At 65.0% G+C, this 15,219-nt stretch carries 10 protein-coding genes and 2 pseudogenes; 9 read left to right on the forward strand and 3 right to left on the reverse strand.

Annotation, left to right across the window (positions count from 1 at the left end; genetic code table 11):
- Positions 1-241 precede the first annotated feature (241 nt).
- On the forward strand, positions 242-1,129 hold the full coding sequence (locus tag QME24_RS19175; RefSeq protein ID WP_281690958.1) for a LysR family transcriptional regulator: 888 nt from the start codon (positions 242-244) through the stop codon (positions 1,127-1,129).
- On the opposite strand, the gene QME24_RS19180 is transcribed toward QME24_RS19175, so the two are convergent.
- Positions 1,117-1,899 carry an AraC family transcriptional regulator gene (locus QME24_RS19180; protein ID WP_029886565.1) on the reverse strand — a complete coding sequence of 261 codons (783 nt, stop codon included), beginning with the start codon at positions 1,897-1,899 and terminating at the stop codon, positions 1,117-1,119. The two genes, QME24_RS19175 and QME24_RS19180, sit on opposite strands and share 13 nt — an antisense overlap.
- A gap of 376 nt (positions 1,900-2,275) precedes the next feature.
- Here QME24_RS19180 and QME24_RS19185 point away from each other — a divergent pair, with 376 nt between their 5' ends.
- The 5 genes from QME24_RS19185 (at position 2,276) to QME24_RS19205 (ending at position 8,921) form a co-directional block, all read left to right on the forward strand.
- The gene (locus QME24_RS19185) at positions 2,276-3,892 is read left to right on the forward strand and encodes an APC family permease (RefSeq protein WP_281690959.1); all 1,617 of its coding nucleotides are present in this window, start codon (positions 2,276-2,278) and stop codon (positions 3,890-3,892) included.
- Positions 3,893-3,978: 86 nt separating this feature from the next.
- Entirely contained in the window at positions 3,979-4,905 is a 927-nt protein-coding gene (locus QME24_RS19190; protein ID WP_144187857.1) for a 4-hydroxyproline epimerase, read from the forward strand.
- 44 nt (positions 4,906-4,949) lie between these two features.
- Positions 4,950-5,897 carry a dihydrodipicolinate synthase family protein gene (locus QME24_RS19195; protein WP_009683314.1) on the forward strand — a complete coding sequence of 316 codons (948 nt, stop codon included), beginning with the start codon at positions 4,950-4,952 and terminating at the stop codon, positions 5,895-5,897.
- Positions 5,898-6,084: 187 nt separating this feature from the next.
- Positions 6,085-7,662, forward strand: coding sequence for an aldehyde dehydrogenase (NADP(+)) (locus QME24_RS19200; protein ID WP_281690960.1), 1,578 nt, complete (start codon positions 6,085-6,087; stop codon positions 7,660-7,662).
- A 2-nt stretch (positions 7,663-7,664) separates the two neighbouring features.
- Positions 7,665-8,921, forward strand: a complete 1,257-nt coding sequence (locus QME24_RS19205; protein WP_281690961.1) for an FAD-dependent oxidoreductase — start codon at positions 7,665-7,667, stop codon at positions 8,919-8,921.
- A 271-nt stretch (positions 8,922-9,192) separates the two neighbouring features.
- Here QME24_RS19205 and xenA read toward each other — a convergent pair whose 3' ends face one another.
- The gene (gene xenA / locus QME24_RS19210; protein ID WP_009681758.1) at positions 9,193-10,284 is read right to left on the reverse strand and encodes a xenobiotic reductase XenA; all 1,092 of its coding nucleotides are present in this window, start codon (positions 10,282-10,284) and stop codon (positions 9,193-9,195) included.
- Positions 10,285-10,333: 49 nt separating this feature from the next.
- On the opposite strand from xenA, the gene QME24_RS19215 reads away from it, so the two are divergent.
- Complete coding sequence (locus QME24_RS19215; protein ID WP_029886571.1) at positions 10,334-10,669, forward strand: helix-turn-helix domain-containing protein; 336 nt, start codon at positions 10,334-10,336, stop codon at positions 10,667-10,669.
- A gap of 90 nt (positions 10,670-10,759) precedes the next feature.
- Here the strand turns inward: QME24_RS19215 and mqo are convergent, their stop codons facing one another.
- Entirely contained in the window at positions 10,760-12,397 is a 1,638-nt protein-coding gene (gene mqo / locus QME24_RS19220) for a malate dehydrogenase (quinone) (protein ID WP_009681756.1), read from the reverse strand.
- Positions 12,398-12,663: 266 nt separating this feature from the next.
- On the opposite strand from mqo, the pseudogene QME24_RS19225 reads away from it, so the two are divergent.
- Positions 12,664-12,885: pseudogene (locus QME24_RS19225) on the forward strand (iron dicitrate transport regulator FecR); the annotation flags it as partial.
- Between the two features lie 247 nt (positions 12,886-13,132).
- Positions 13,133-15,140, forward strand: a pseudogene (locus QME24_RS19230) (TonB-dependent receptor).
- The last annotated feature ends 79 nt before the right edge of the window (positions 15,141-15,219 follow it).

Here is a 15,219-nt window from a genome sequence, read left to right on the forward strand (position 1 = left end):
CCTGGCACAGGGGTTACTGGCCCGAAACAAACGTAGGAGCGAGCGCAGCTCGCGATGCGCCGCGCGGGCGGCGCTCGATCTCACCGGCCCTGCATTTCTTGTGACAAACACCTGTCAGCCCTGACGCGATCCCTGTGGCAGCTGGCTTGCCAGCGACAGGGCCCGCCCAGGCAGCATCTAACAATGGCCAGCCACCGCAGAGTTGGTTAAGGTCAACACACCCCGCATCCCAGGCACTTCCATGGACATCAAGCAGCTCAAGTTCCTCATCGCCCTCGACCAGACCCGCCACTTCGGCCAGGCGGCGGCGCTCTGCCATATCACCCAGCCGACGCTGTCCATGCGCCTGCGCAACCTGGAGGACGAACTGGACCTGGTGCTGGTCAAACGTGGCCAGCGCTTCGAGGGCTTCACCGAAGCCGGCGAGCGCATTCTGGCCTGGGCCCGCACCCTGCTGGCCGCCCACGACGGCCTGCAGGCCGAAGCCGCCAGCTGCCGGGGCCAGGTGGTCGGCAGCCTGCGCCTGGGCACGGTGCCGCTGGCCAGTTTCAACCCCATGCGCCTGCTGCTGCCGCTGCGGGAAAAATACCCGGAGCTGCACTTCCAGCTCAGTTCGCTGAGCTCGGAACAGGTCATCGACGGCCTTAGCCGCAACCAGCTCGATCTGGGCATCTGCTATTTGGACCAGGTCAACACCAGCTTCTTCGAAGTGATCGAGCTGGGCATCACCACCATGGGCCTGCTGCATGACACCCGGCACTTCCGGTTTGCCAGCGACAGCTTGCGCTGGGACGAACTCGGCGACATTCCGCTGGGGTTGCTGAGCAAAGGCATGCACTACCGCCAGTCACTGGACCTGAGCTTTCGCAGCCGTGGCCTGGAGCCCAATGCGGTGCTGGAAAGCGATTCGAGCTTCCAACTGATTCAGGCCATCAACACCGGCATGTGCTGCGCGATCATGCCACTGGACTGCGGCCTGGAAGACCTCAGCGAGCACTTGCGCATCCTGCCGGTGGCCGACGCCGCCATCCATAGCCCGGTCGGCCTGCTGCTGCGCCGCAGCGAGCCACGTTCGGCCATTGCCGAGCAGTGCTTTGCCGAGGCGCAGGCACTGTTTCAGGCGGGCTGATCGCTGGTCGCCTGGCGGTATTGGCGCGGCGTGAAGCCGGTCAGTTGCTTGAACTGGCGGCTGAAGGCGCTGTGGTCGGTGTAGCCGCAGCACATGGCCACCTCGGTGATCGGCAATTCTGAATGCAGCAAGCGATGGGCGTGCTCCAGGCGCGCCTTGTGGATCATCTGCCGTGGCGTGAGGTGGAACACCCGCTTGCAATAGCGCTCCAGCTGGGCCACCGAAATGCCCGCGATGCGGGTCAGCTCGCGCATGCTTATGGGCTGGTGAAAATGCTGGCGGATATGTTCGTCCACCGCGGCCAGGCGCTGGTACGCAGGGTGGCTGTCGGCCGCTGACTGCAGGTCGACCGAGATGCCGACCAGGCCAATGATCTCACCCGCCTGGCTGTACAACGGGCGCTTGTGGGTCAGGCACCAGCCTGGCTCGCGGCTGCCGTACAGGTGCAGCTCCAGCTGGTCTTCCAGCACCAGGCCCTCCTTGAGCACGCGGCGGTCCTGTTCGGTGTAGCCGGGACCGAGCTGCGCCGGAAACACTTCGGCGCTGGTCTTGCCCAGCAACGGTTGCAGGCGCTTCAGGCCACAGCGCTGGACCAAGGTGTTGTTGGCCAGCACGTAGCGGGCGGCCGGGTCCTTGATGAAAATCGCAGCGTTGGGGATGGCGTCGAGGATCGGCAGCAGCAGCGAGACACCGGCCAGCAGGGCCTCGAGGGAGGCGGGACGGTGCTGGTCCAGGGAGTGGTAGAGGGGTGCCAGGGGGGTGTCGGTCATCTGCTCGATCTCTGTTGGCTTTGTCGGCCCTTTCGCGGGCATGCCCGCTCCCACAGGTACCTCACAATTCCCGAATCCTGTGCTGTACCTGTGGGAGCGGGCGAGCCCGCGAAGAGGCCGGCACTACTCACACATACCTACAGCCCTTATACGGTATGGCCTACAGCCTATTCCCCACCCTTGTGGCTGACCACTGCTTTTTCCCAACTGTGCCGATTTCGTCATGCCCCTTGCAGAAAACCATCAAGAACCGCCGCCCCGATCGGCCCATTCTATGCCCCACGCAAGCCGCCCAAGCCCTACAAGAACGCGGCCCGAAAGCCGCACCTGGTGACATCAGACCTGCCTATCCAATAACCAACAAAAAGGCGAACCCATGTCAGGCAAATTCAAGAAACAGTTATCGCTGCTGGACCTCACCTTCATCGGCCTCGGCGCCATTTTCGGCTCCGGTTGGCTGTTCGCCGCCAGCCACGTTGCGGCCATCGCCGGCCCGGCCGGCATTCTCTCCTGGTTCCTCGGCGGCTTCGCCGTGCTGCTGCTGGGCATCGTGTACTGCGAACTGGGCGCCGCCCTGCCCCGCGCCGGTGGCGTGGTGCGCTACCCGGTGTACTCGCACGGCCCGCTGCTGGGCTACCTGATGGGCTTCATCACCCTGATCGCCTTCTCCAGCCTGATCGCCATCGAGGTGGTCGCCTCGCGCCAATATGCTGCCGCCTGGTTTCCCGAACTGACCAAGGCCGGCTCCAGTGACCCCACCGTGCTTGGCTGGCTGGTGCAGTTCGCCTTGCTGGGGCTGTTCTTCTTCCTCAACTACCGCAGCGTGAAAACCTTTGCCAAGGCCAACAACCTGATCAGCGTGTTCAAGTTCATCGTGCCGCTGCTGGTGATCGGCGTGCTGTTCACCTTCTTCAAGCCGCAGAACTTCACCGTGCAAGGCTTTGCCCCCTTCGGTTTGTCTGGCGTGGAGATGGCCGTATCGGCCGGTGGCATCATCTTCGCCTACCTTGGCCTGACACCGATCATTTCGGTGGCCAGCGAAGTGAAGAACCCACAGCGCACCATCCCGATCGCACTGATCCTGTCGGTGCTGCTGTCCACCGCCATCTACGCCCTGCTGCAACTGGCCTTCCTCGGCAGCGTACCCACCGAAATGCTGGCCAACGGCTGGGCCAGCGTAACCAAGGAACTGGCCCTGCCCTACCGTGATATCGCCCTGGCACTGGGGGTGGGCTGGCTGGCCTACCTGGTGGTGGCCGACGCCGTGATCTCGCCCAGTGGCTGCGGCAACATCTACATGAACGCCACCCCACGGGTGATCTATGGCTGGGCGCAAACCGGCACCTTCTTCCGCTACTTCACCCGTATCGACGCCGAGTCCGGCATCCCGCGCCCGGCGCTGTGGCTGACCTTCGCGCTGTCGGTGTTCTGGACCCTGCCCTTCCCGTCGTGGGAGGCGCTGATCAACGTGGTGTCCGCAGCCCTGGTGCTGAGCTATGCCGTGGCCCCGGTCAGTGTCGCCGCGCTGCGCCGCAACGTCCCCGAGATGCCGCGCCCGTTCCGGGTCAAGGGCATGGCGGTGCTGGGCCCCCTGTCGTTCATCATCGCCGCACTGATCGTGTACTGGTCGGGCTGGAACACCGTGTCCTGGCTGCTGGCCCTGCAAATCGTGATGTTCGTGCTGTACCTGATGTGCAAACGCTTCGTACCGACCCAGCACCTGTCGCTGGCCCAGCAAATGCGCAGCTCGGCGTGGCTGATCGGCTTCTACGCGGTGACCATCCTGCTGTCCTGGCTGGGCAGCTTCGGCGGCCTGGGCGTGCTTGGCCACCCACTCGACACGGTGGCGGTGGCTGTGAGTGCGCTGGGCATCTACTACTGGGGGGCCGCTACCGGTGTGCCTGCCCACCTTGTACGCCTGGAAGGCGAGGACGAAAGCGAAGCCAGCCATGAGCCCCTGACAGACCCGCGCTCGGCTGCACTGGCGCGGTGAAGGGCTTTACCTGTGGGAGCTGGCTTGCCAGCGATGAGGCCCGCACCAGCAGCACATGACCATACAGATCAAACAGGGACAGGCCCATGAAACAGATACACGTCATCGACTCCCACACTGGCGGCGAACCTACCCGCCTGGTGATGCAGGGTTTCCCGCAACTGCATGGCCGCAGCATGGCCGAGCAGCGCGACGAACTGCGCGAGCTGCACGACCCGTGGCGCCGCGCCTGCCTGCTGGAGCCACGCGGCAACGATGTGCTGGTGGGCGCGCTGTACTGCCCGCCAGTGTCTGCCGACGCCACCTGCGGGGTGATCTTCTTCAACAACGCCGGTTACCTGAACATGTGCGGCCACGGCACCATCGGCCTGGTCGCTTCGCTGCAGCACCTGGGCCTGATCGCACCCGGCGTGCACAAGATCGACACCCCGGTCGGCCAGGTCAGCGCCACCTTGCATGAAGACGGCGCCGTCACTGTCGCCAACGTGCCCGCCTACCGCTACCGCCAGCACGTGGCGGTGGACGTACCCGGGCATGGCGTGGTGCATGGCGACATCGCCTGGGGTGGCAACTGGTTCTTCCTGGTTGCCGAACACGGCCAGCGCATTGAACTGGATAACCGCGAGGCCCTGACCGCGTACACCTGGGCCATGCTCAACGCCCTGCAAGCGCAAGGCATTACCGGCGAGCATGGCGCGCCCATCGACCACGTCGAGCTGTTTGCCGACGACGCCAACGCCGACAGCCGCAACTTCGTGATGTGCCCCGGCAAGGCCTACGACCGCTCGCCCTGCGGCACCGGCACCAGCGCCAAGCTGGCCTGCCTGGCGGCCGACGGCAAGCTGGCCGAGGGCCAGACCTGGGTGCAGGCCAGCATCACCGGCAGCCAGTTCCAGGGCCACTACCAGCGCGACGGCGAGCGGATTCGCCCGTTCATCACCGGCCGCGCCTACATGACCGCCGACAGCACCCTGCTGATCGACGAACAGGACCCATTCGCCTGGGGCATCTGAACCCCGCCTTTTGACCCACCCGAATTTCGCCAGGAGTAACTTGCATGAACAACAACATCTTCACCGGCACCATGCCCGCCCTGATGACCCCGTGCACCGCCGAGCGCAAGCCGGACTTCGACGCGCTGGTGCGCAAAGGCCGTGAACTGATCGATGCCGGCATGAGCGCCGTGGTGTACTGCGGCTCGATGGGCGACTGGCCGCTGCTGACCGAGGCCCAGCGCCAGGAAGGCGTGGCACGCCTGGTGGGCGCCGGCATCCCGACCATCGTCGGCACTGGCGCGGTGAACACCCGCGAGGCGGTGGCGCATGCCGCCCACGCGGCCAAGGTTGGCGCCGCCGGGCTGATGGTCATCCCCCGCGTGCTTAGCCGCGGCGCCTCGCTGATCGCGCAAAAACACCACTTCTCGGCCATTCTCGCCGCGGCACCGAAGCTGCCGGCCGTGATCTACAACAGCCCCTACTACGGCTTTGCCACCCGCGCCGACCTGTTCTTCGAACTGCGCAGCGCATACCCCAACCTGATCGGTTTCAAGGAGTTCGGCGGTGGCGCCGACCTGCGCTACGCCGCCGAACACATCACCTCCAAGGACGATGACGTGACCCTGATGGTCGGCGTCGATACCCAGGTGGTGCATGGCTTCGTCAACTGCAACGCCACCGGTGCCATCACCGGCATCGGCAACGCCCTGCCGCGTGAAGTGCTGCAACTGGTAAGCCTGAGCAAGCAGGCGGCCAAGGGCGACGCCCGCGCCCGCCGCCTGGCGCGTGAGCTGGAAGCGGCGTTGGCGGTGCTGTCGTCGTTCGATGAAGGCTGCGACCTGGTGCTGTACTACAAGCATTTGATGGTGCTCAACGGCGATCGCGAGTACAGCCTGCATTTCAACGAGACCGACGCCCTGACCGACGCCCAGCGCAACTATGCCGAGCAGCAGTACGCCCTGTTCCGCACCTGGTACGCCAGCTGGTCGGCCGAGCAGAACCTGGCCTGACGTATGGCCTGCGCGGTCTCTTGTAGGAGCGGCCTTGTGTCGCGATCGGGCTGCACAGCAGCCCCGGCAATTCATGCGTCTGCGCGCAACCCTTGGGGCTGCTGCGCAGCCCAATCGCGACACAAGGCCGCTCCTACAGGGGCACGTTTTGCCTTGCTACATGCACCTGATTCCCCAAGGAGGCTCCATGACCCTTACAGGCAACCTGCTGATCGGCCACACCCCGGTAACCGGCAGCCGCGCGGCGATCCACGCCGTCAACCCGGCAACCGGCCAGGCGCTGGAACCACCCTACTTCGGCGGTAGCGGCGAACAGGTGGCCCAAGCGTGCGCCCTGGCCTGGGCGGCGTTCGATGCCTACCGCGAAACCTCGCTCGAACAACGGGCCCACTTTCTCGAAACCATCGCCGCGCAGATCGAAGCGCTGGGCGATGCCCTGATCGACCGGGCCGTGGCCGAAACCGGCCTGCCCAAGGCGCGCATCCAGGGCGAACGCGGCCGTACCTGCACCCAGCTGCGCACCTTCGCCCGTGTCGTGCGCGCCGGTGAATGGCTGGATGTGCGCATCGACCAAGCCCTGCCCGAACGCCAGCCGCTGCCGCGCAGCGACCTGCGCCAGCGCCAGGTGGCCTTGGGGCCGGTGGCCGTGTTCGGCGCCAGCAACTTCCCCTTGGCCTTCTCGGTGGCCGGCGGTGACACCGCCTCGGCATTGGCTGCAGGCTGCCCGGTCGTGGTCAAGGCCCACAGCGCGCACCCCGGCACCAGCGAACTGGTCGGCCGGGCCCTGGCGCAGGCGGCGCAACAGTGCGGCTTGCCAGAAGGTGTGTTCTCGCTGCTGTACGGCGCCGGCCATGAAGTCGGCATCGCGCTTGTCAGCGACCCGCGCATCCAGGCGGTTGGCTTCACCGGCTCGCGCAGCGGTGGCATGGCGCTGCGCCAGGCTGCCCAGGCACGCCCGCAGCCGATCCCGGTGTATGCCGAAATGAGTTCGATCAACCCGGTGTTCCTGTGCAACGCGGCCCTGCAAGCCCGCGGCGAAGCACTGGCGCAAGGCTTTGTCGCGTCGCTGACCCAGGGCGCCGGCCAGTTCTGCACCAACCCGGGCCTGGTGATCGCCCGCCAAGGCCCGGCCTTGCAGCGTTTCATCAGTGCGGCCAGCCACCACCTGCAACAGGCGGCCGCGCAAACCATGCTCACCCCGGGCATTTTCAGTGCGTACCAGGCCGGCGTCGCGGCCCTGGCGGAAAACGCCAATGCCCAGCCTGCCGCCAGCGGCCAGGGCGGCACCGGCCCTAACCAGTGCCAGGCGCAACTGTTCGTCACCCAGGCCGAGGCCTTCCTTGCCGACCCGGCGTTGCAGGGCGAGGTATTCGGCGCGGCCTCGTTGCTGGTCGCCTGCAGCAGCGATGAGCAAATGCGCCAGGTTGCCGAGCACCTGGAGGGCCAATTGACCGCCACCCTGCACCTGGACGAAGCCGACATCGACAGCGCCCGCGCCCTGCTGCCCACCTTGGAACGCAAGGCCGGGCGGCTGTTGGTCAACGGCTGGCCGACCGGGGTCGAGGTGTGTGACGCAATGGTGCATGGCGGCCCGTTCCCGGCCACCACCGATGCGCGCACCACTTCGGTGGGTACAGCGGCGATCCTGCGTTTCCTGCGCCCGGTGTGCTACCAGGACTTCCCCGATGCGCTGCTGCCACAGGCCCTGCAACAGGCCAACCCGCTGCAACTGCGGCGCCTGCTGGACGGTAAACGGGAAGGCTGAGCATGCACGAAACCGCTGAAACCGATATCGCCGTAGTGGGCGCCGGCATCGTCGGCGTCGCCTGCGCCCTGCAACTGGCCCGTCAGGGCCGCCGGGTCACCCTACTCGACCGCCAGGCGCCCGGCCATGGCGCCTCGTTCGGCAATGCCGGGCACCTGGCGACCGAGCAAGTGTTCCCGATTGCCGACCTGTCGATCCTCAAGCGCCTGCCACGCATGCTGCTCGACCCCATGGGCCCGCTGCGGCTGGACTGGAAGTACCTGCCCAAGGCCATGCCGTGGTTCACCCGGCTGCTGCTTAATCTGCGCCCAGCGCCGTTCCAGCGCAGCGTGGCCGGCATTCGCCGGTTGAACGAAGCCAGCCTGGGGGCCTGGCAACAGCTGCTGGGCTCGATCGGGCGCAGCGAGCTGTTTCACGAAGCGGGCTCGCTGCTGGTGTTCGAGCGCCCCGAATCACGGCAGGCGCTGGCGGCGTTGCAGGCGCGCCTGCAACAGCAGGCCGTGCCCGTGGATTACTGGTCGGCACACGCCGTACGCGCAGCCGCGCCCCAGCTGAGCGAGTCGTTGCTTGGCGGGTTGTTTTTCCCCAGGACCGGGCATTTCATCGACCCCTACCGGGTGGTCTGCGCGTTGTTCGAGGCGGCCAAGGCCAGCGGCGTGCGCTTTGTACAAGCGCAGGTGGAGGGTGGCCACCTGCACAGCGGCGGGGTCAGCCTGGCCAGCGCCCAGGGCACGTTCAACGCCCGCCAGGTGCTGCTCAGTTGCGGTGCGCATTCGGCACGGCTCACCGCGGCCCTGACCGGCAAACGGGTGCCGCTGGACACCGAGCGTGGCTACCACCTGATGCTGCCTGGCGAACACCAGCGCCTGCCCTTTGCGGTCACTTCGCTGGAGCGCAAGTTCATCATGACCCCCATGGCCGAAGGCCTGCGCCTGGCGGGCACGGTGGAGTTCGCCGGGCTGGAGGCGCCGCCGAGCATGCAGCGGGCGTGGCAGTTGCACCGCTTGAGCAAAGGCTTGTTTCAGCAAGAGCTGAGTGTTGAAGGCGCCACGCCGTGGATGGGCTTTCGGCCTTCGCTGCCCGATTCACTGCCGGTGATCGACCGTGTGTGTGACGGGCGGGTGCTGTTGGCGTTCGGGCACCAACACCTGGGGTTGACCCAGGCGGCGGTCACGGCGCAATGGGTGGGGCGTTTGGCCGAGCGGGCTGGCGGGGCCGAGCTGGCGGCTTACCGGCTGGGCCGTTTTGGGAGATTCTAGGGGCTTGCCGATGGCATCACTCGGCGCGGCATCTTCAGGGTTTGGGAGATCGAGCGCCGCCCGCGCGGCGCATCGCGAGCTGGCGCTCGCTCCTACGTTTGTTTCTGGCCAATTATGCCTGTGGGTGTTGCGCGCGAACGCCTTGGTGTATGGCGCGATATCGCGTCGTACGAAAAGGCGGTCGCGTGCGCCTGACACAGGATGGACTGGCCCGAAACAAACGTAGGAGCGAGCGCCAGCTCGCGATGCGCCGCGCGGGCGGCGCTCGATATCAGCGATAACGCTCAAGCCAGTGCGCATAAGGCGCTGGCAAGGTCCAGGAGGCTTTTTCCACCCCCAGCTCCTTGGCCGCAAAGTAGGCCCAGTGCGGGTCGGCCAGGTGCGCGCGGCCTACCGACACCAGGTCCAGCTGGTTGGCCTGCAATGCCGCTTCGGCCAGCTGCGGGGTACCGAAACCCCACGCCGACGTCACCGGCAGCTTGGCTTCACGGCGCACACGCTCGGCAATCGGTCCCATGAACGCCGGGCCCCATGGGATGTTGGTATCAGGGATGGTAAAGCCGACACTCACGCTCAGCAGGTCCAGGCCGCCAGCCTTGAACCGCCGCGCCAACTCGATCGACTCTTCCAGGGTCTGCTCATCACGGCCGTCGTATTCCAGCACGCCAAAACGCGCCGTCAGCGGCAGGTTTTCTGGCCACACTTCACGTACTGCCGCCAGGGTTTCCAGCAGGAAGCGGCTGCGGTTGTCGAAACTGCCACCGTAGGCATCGGTACGCTTGTTGGAGTGCTCGGAGAAGAAGCTCTGCCCCAGGTAGCCGTGGGCAAAGTGCAGCTCGATCCACTCGAAGCCGGCATCGCGTGCACGGCGGGCGGCATCGACGAAGTCCTGCTTGACCCGGGCGATGTCCTCCAGGGTCATGGCACGCGGCACTTTGGGCAGGTGTGCACCAAAGGCAATGGCCGACGGGGCAATGGTTTCCCAGCCGCGGGCATCGTCGGCGGCAATATGGTCGTCACCTTCCCAGGGCCGGTTGGCGCTGGCCTTGCGCCCGGCGTGGGCGATCTGGATGCCCGGTACCGAACCTGCTGCCTTGATCGCCTGTACCACCGGTACGAACGCCTGGGCATGGGCGTCGCTCCAGATGCCGGCGCAGCCGGGGGTAATGCGCCCCTCCGGTGCCACCGCCGTGGCTTCGACCACCAGCAAGCCGGCACCGCCACGGGCCATGCCGGCCAGGTGCACATGGTGCCAGTCGTTGATCATGCCGTCCTCGGCCATGTACTGGCACATCGGCGGAATGGCGATGCGGTTGCGCAGGGTGACGTCCTTGAGGGTGTAAGGTTGGAACAACGCGGACATGGGAAACTCCCGGGCTATATGGATACGATTGTTCGATCATAATCGAACTATGGCAATAATGGAAACCCCCGGTATCATGTGCAGCATGCGAGCCTATAAACATCCCAACCCTGAAGACCTGGTGCTGGAGCGCCTGCTGTACGCCCTGAGCGACCCCGTGCGCATGGGCATCGTGCGCCAGCTGGCCGGTGTGGCCGAAGCCACGTGCGGCGAACTGGACGGCGGCCGGCCCAAGTCGAGCATGTCCCACCACTTTCGCGTCTTGCGTGATGCGGGGTTGGTGCATACCCGCAATGTGGGCACAACCCATATGAATTCGCTGCGCAGCGAAATGCTGGAGGCCCGCTTCCCGGGGTTGCTGGCGTGCATTCTGCGCCAGCAGTAATACCTGCCCTGCGCCGCAAACAGCCGCTAACAGGCAACAAAAAAGCCACGAGGTCACCCCCGTGGCTTTCGGTCACAACCTGGCGGCCAATTACAGCGCCATGTCGTTCTCTGGCTTGCTTTCAACCGGTTGGCTTGGCGCAACGGTGGTACCAACGCTGGCGTCGATCACCGGTGGCTTCTCCAGTTGCAGTACTTCAGCGGTGTAGTTCCACTCTTTCTGGGTGGCCGCTGCCGAATCATTGAGCTTGGTGCCGTAGCTCGGAACGATCTGCTTGATCTTGGCCTGCCACTCTGGGGTAGCGACCTTCTCCTTGAACACGGTTTCCAGCACGTTGAGCATGATCGGCGCAGCGGTCGAAGCACCTGGCGAGGCGCCCAGCAGGCCCGCGATGGTACGGTCTTCGGAGGCCACCACTTCGGTACCCAGCTTCAGCACACCGCCCTTCTCGGCATCACGCTTGATGATCTGCACGCGCTGGCCGGCCTGCCACAGTTTCCAGTCTTCCTTCTTGGCGTTCGGGAAGTAGGTGCGCAGGGCTTCGAAGCGGTCGTCGTCAGACAGCATCAGCTGGCCAGCGAGGTACTCCACCAGCGGGTACTGCTCGATACCGACCTTGGTCATCGGCCACACGTTGTGGGGGGTGGTGGTGCTCAGCAGGTCCAGGTACGAACCGTTCTTCAGGAACTTGGTGGAGAAGGTGGCGAACGGGCCAAACAGGACCACGCGCTTGCCGTCCAGCACGCGGGTGTCCAGGTGCGGTACCGACATGGGTGGCGCGCCGGTCGAAGCAATACCGTAGGCCTTGGCCATGTGCTGCATGGCCACGGTCGGGTTCTCGGTCACCAGGAACGAGCCACCCACCGGGAAGCCTGCGTATTCCTTGGCTTCAGGAATGCCCGACTTCTGCAGCAGCTTCAGGGCACCACCGCCGGCACCGATGAACAGGAACTTGGCGTCGGTGGCCGACTCGGTACCGTCCTTCAGGTTCTTGTACTCGACGTGCCAGGAGCCGTCCTTGTTGCGGGTGATGTCCTGCACTTCGCTGGACAGCTTCAGGTCGAAGCCTTTCTGGGTTTGCAGGTGGCCAACGAACTGGCGGGTGATCTCGCCGAAGTTCACGTCGGTGCCGATTGGCGTCCAGGTCACGGCCAGCTTCTGGTTCGGGTCGCGGCCTTCCATCATCAGCGGGACCCACTTGGCGATCTGCGCGTGGTCCTCGGAGTACTGCATCGGGCGGAACAGCGGGCTGGCCTGCAGCGCGTCGTAACGCTTCTTCAGGAACTTGATGTTGTCATCGCCCCAGACGAAGCTCATGTGCGGGGTGGTGTTGATGAACGAATGCGGGTTCTTCAGCACGCCCTGGCGGACCTGCCACGACCAGAACTGACGGGAAATCTGGAAGGCCTCGTTGATTTCGATGGCCTTGGAGATATTGATGTTGCCGTCTTTGTCTTCCGGGGTGTAGTTCAGCTCGGCCAGCGCCGAGTGGCCGGTACCGGCGTTGTTCCAGCCGTTGGAGCTTTCTTCGGCCACGCCGTCCAGGCGCTCGACCATTTCCATCGACCAGCTTGGCTCCAGCTCGTGCAGCCACACGGCCAGGGTGGAGCTCATGATGCCGCCGCCGACCAGCAGTACGTCGACTTTCTTGGTTTCTGCGGCGTGCGCTTGCATGCAGCTTGCAGCGACAGCCAGACCCAGCAAGGTCTTGCCAGCTTTCTTGAACATTGATCAATTCCAGTCATAAGAACAGAGGGAGGGCCTGTGGCTGGCCCAAGTAAAGCGTGTTCTTCAGCGCAGGCTTGTTATTGATCATTGTTCAGCAGCTAGAGAACGAGAAAACGACCCTGCCTTTTGTCGAATTGACTGACTTGGCTGAATCGTTTTGCCGATTGTACTTGAAATGCCTGCACAAACAAATTGCAGCCCTTTGCGTCAAGGCGGCAGGTTGTCCCATGGCGCGCAGGCAAAACATCTTGCCGATTGCAGTTCAGCACAGACTGAACGCCGAAGGCATGCCCTTGGCCGATTTGCTGCAAACCCTTGGGCGCTACCGCCATGGGCACCTGGGCTGGCACCCGGAGGTGGCGACGTTGTCGGTGATGGGGGCGTTTCCGCTCAACGATACCGACCGGGCGCTGGAATTGCTGCAAGCGGCACTGCCGGTGCGGGTGCAGCGGTTGACGCCGTGGTGGGTCACAGTCGAGCCGGCTTGATACCTGAACACCTTTGAACCCAGCGCCTTGCATCGCGCTGGATTCTTCGCGGGGATGCCCGCTCCCACAGAGACAGGGTGAACTCGAAGCCGGCGCAGTACCTGTGGGAGCGGGCGAGCCCGCGAAGCAGGCGACACGGTGTTCATCAGTCATGAAAAATAATGCCAAGCCAGTTCCCTTTTTCCAATCGCGTTCGGTTAGCCCGGCATAGCCCGTCCAACTCACCTTACCGACTCCAGAGACCCGCATGCCGACGCCCTTCCAACCCATGCTTCGCCTGGCGCTTGCCGCGCCCCTTTCGCTGTGTGCCGCCGCACCGCTGATGTTGCCGGCCAACCTGGCCCATGCCGAACAGCCCGCCGAAACCCGCTTCGATATCGCCCCCGGCTCGCTGGCCAGCGCCCTCAACCAGTTCAGCAGCCAGGCCGGCATCTACCTGGCCGGCAGCAACGAGCTGGCCGCCGGCAAGCTCAGCCAGTGCCTGCAAGGCCGCTACAGCGTGGCCCAGGGCCTGGCCCGCCTGCTACAGGGCAGTGGCTTGCAAGCGGTTGCACAAGGCAACGCCGGCTATGTGCTGCAACCGCTGGCCGAGGGCAACGCCCTGCAACTGGACGCTACCGCGATCAATGCAGCCACACTGCTGGTCAGCAACGGCCAGAGCGACACGGGTTACCGTGCGGTCGCCAGCAGCACGGCCAGCAAGACCAGCAGCGCCCTGGCCGATACCCCACGCTCTGTCTCGGTGGTGACCCGCCAGCGCCTGGACGACCAGCAGTCACAAACCCTCACCGAAGTGCTGGGCTATGTGCCGGGCATTTTCTCGCCGCCCTTCGCCGGCGGCGATGGCCAGGCCGGCGACCTGTTCTTCATCCGCGACTTCAACGCTACCGATTACGGTTATGGCCTGCTGCGCGACGGCCTGCGGGTACAGGGCAACCGCTACGACACCAGCAGCGAACCCTATGGCCTGGAGCGCGTGGAGGTGTTCCGCGGGCCGACTTCGATCCTGTACGGTGAAAACGCCCCCGGCGGCGTGGTCAACCTGGTCAGCAAGCAGCCCACCGCCGAGCCCCGCGGGGAAGTGCAACTGAGCTACGGCTCGCACAACCGCCGCCAGCTGGGCGTGGACATTTCCGGGCCATTGACCGATGCGGGCAATGTACTGGGCCGCCTGGTGATGCTGGGCCGCAACGCCGACACCCAGGTCGACCACCAGCCCGACGACCGCCTGTACCTTGCCCCCTCGCTGACGCTGAATTTCGATGATGACAACAGCCTGACCGTGCTGGCCACCTATCAGCGCGACCGCACCCTGATGGAGCTGGGCTTCCCCGCCGCCGGTACCCTGCTGCACAACCCCAACGGCAAGATCGACAAGGACCAGTTGTCCGGCAACCCGGACTGGGACAACTTCGAGCGGGAAACCTGGACCCTGGGTTACGCGTTCAGCCACCGCTTCAACGACACCTGGCAGTTCCGCCAGAACTCGCGCTACCTGCAGTCGCGCATCGACCGCCAAGAATTGTGGCCAGGCAACCTGAACGACAACGGCTTCGGCAGTACCCTCGGCAACACGGCCTACGACCGCTATAACAAGTCCATCGCCTACTCGCTGGACAACCAGTTCGAAGGCCACTTCACCCCCGGCGCCTTCGACCACACCGTGCTGGCAGGGCTGAGCCTGGACCGGGTCAACAGCCAATACCGCAACAAGGCAGGCACCCTCAACGCCGCGGCCGACATGAACAGCTGGGACAGCAAGTTCACCTGGCAAACCGGCGTGATGTACCAGTTCGACAATGGCCTGTCACCGTACGCCAGCTATGCCACCGCCTTCGCCCCGACCCAGCAGACCGAAAGCAGAAGCGGCCCACTCGACCCCACCACCAGCGAGCAGTACGAACTCGGAATCAAGTACGAACCCAAAGGCTGGAACACCGCCTTTACCGCATCGGTGTTCGACCTGCGCAAAAAGGACGATGTGCTCTACGACGCGGCCGTGGGTGACTACCGTCAGATCGGCGCCAGCCGCGCCAAGGGTGTGGAGCTTGAACTGAACAGCGACCTCAGCGAGCACGGGTGACGTAACCTTGGTCGACGCCAAGGTAGGCTACGCGATAGACGACAACTGGTCGGTAGAGGTGAACGCGCGCAACCTGTTCGACAAAGAATACGTGGCCGGCTGCAATAACGCCGGGCGCTGCTACTGGGGTGAAGAGCGCACCTTGCTCGGCACCGTTTCGCTGCGCTGGTAACCCTTGCCGGGAAAACAAAAACCCCCGGCCATTTGCATGACCGGGGGCATTGGATCACGCCGCAAGGGGCGCGATCAGG

The organism is Pseudomonas sp. PARCl1 (genome assembly GCF_947311875.1).
In the GTDB taxonomy this organism is placed as follows: domain Bacteria; phylum Pseudomonadota; class Gammaproteobacteria; order Pseudomonadales; family Pseudomonadaceae; genus Aquipseudomonas; species Aquipseudomonas juntendi.

Bases quoted from the DNA above. Each gene is read 5' to 3' on its own strand.
- QME24_RS19175 (WP_281690958.1), top strand. From the start codon at position 242: ATGGACATCAAGCAGCTCAAGTTCCTCATCGCCCTCGACCAGACCCGC.
- QME24_RS19190 (WP_144187857.1), top strand. From the start codon at position 3,979: ATGAAACAGATACACGTCATCGACTCCCACACTGGCGGCGAACCTACC.
- mqo (WP_009681756.1), bottom strand. From the start codon at position 12,397: ATGTTCAAGAAAGCTGGCAAGACCTTGCTGGGTCTGGCTGTCGCTGCA.
- xenA (WP_009681758.1), bottom strand. From the start codon at position 10,284: ATGTCCGCGTTGTTCCAACCTTACACCCTCAAGGACGTCACCCTGCGC.
- QME24_RS19200 (WP_281690960.1), top strand. From the start codon at position 6,085: ATGACCCTTACAGGCAACCTGCTGATCGGCCACACCCCGGTAACCGGC.
- QME24_RS19215 (WP_029886571.1), top strand. From the start codon at position 10,334: ATGGCAATAATGGAAACCCCCGGTATCATGTGCAGCATGCGAGCCTAT.
- QME24_RS19195 (WP_009683314.1), top strand. From the start codon at position 4,950: ATGAACAACAACATCTTCACCGGCACCATGCCCGCCCTGATGACCCCG.
- QME24_RS19205 (WP_281690961.1), top strand. From the start codon at position 7,665: ATGCACGAAACCGCTGAAACCGATATCGCCGTAGTGGGCGCCGGCATC.
- QME24_RS19180 (WP_029886565.1), bottom strand. From the start codon at position 1,899: ATGACCGACACCCCCCTGGCACCCCTCTACCACTCCCTGGACCAGCAC.
- QME24_RS19185 (WP_281690959.1), top strand. From the start codon at position 2,276: ATGTCAGGCAAATTCAAGAAACAGTTATCGCTGCTGGACCTCACCTTC.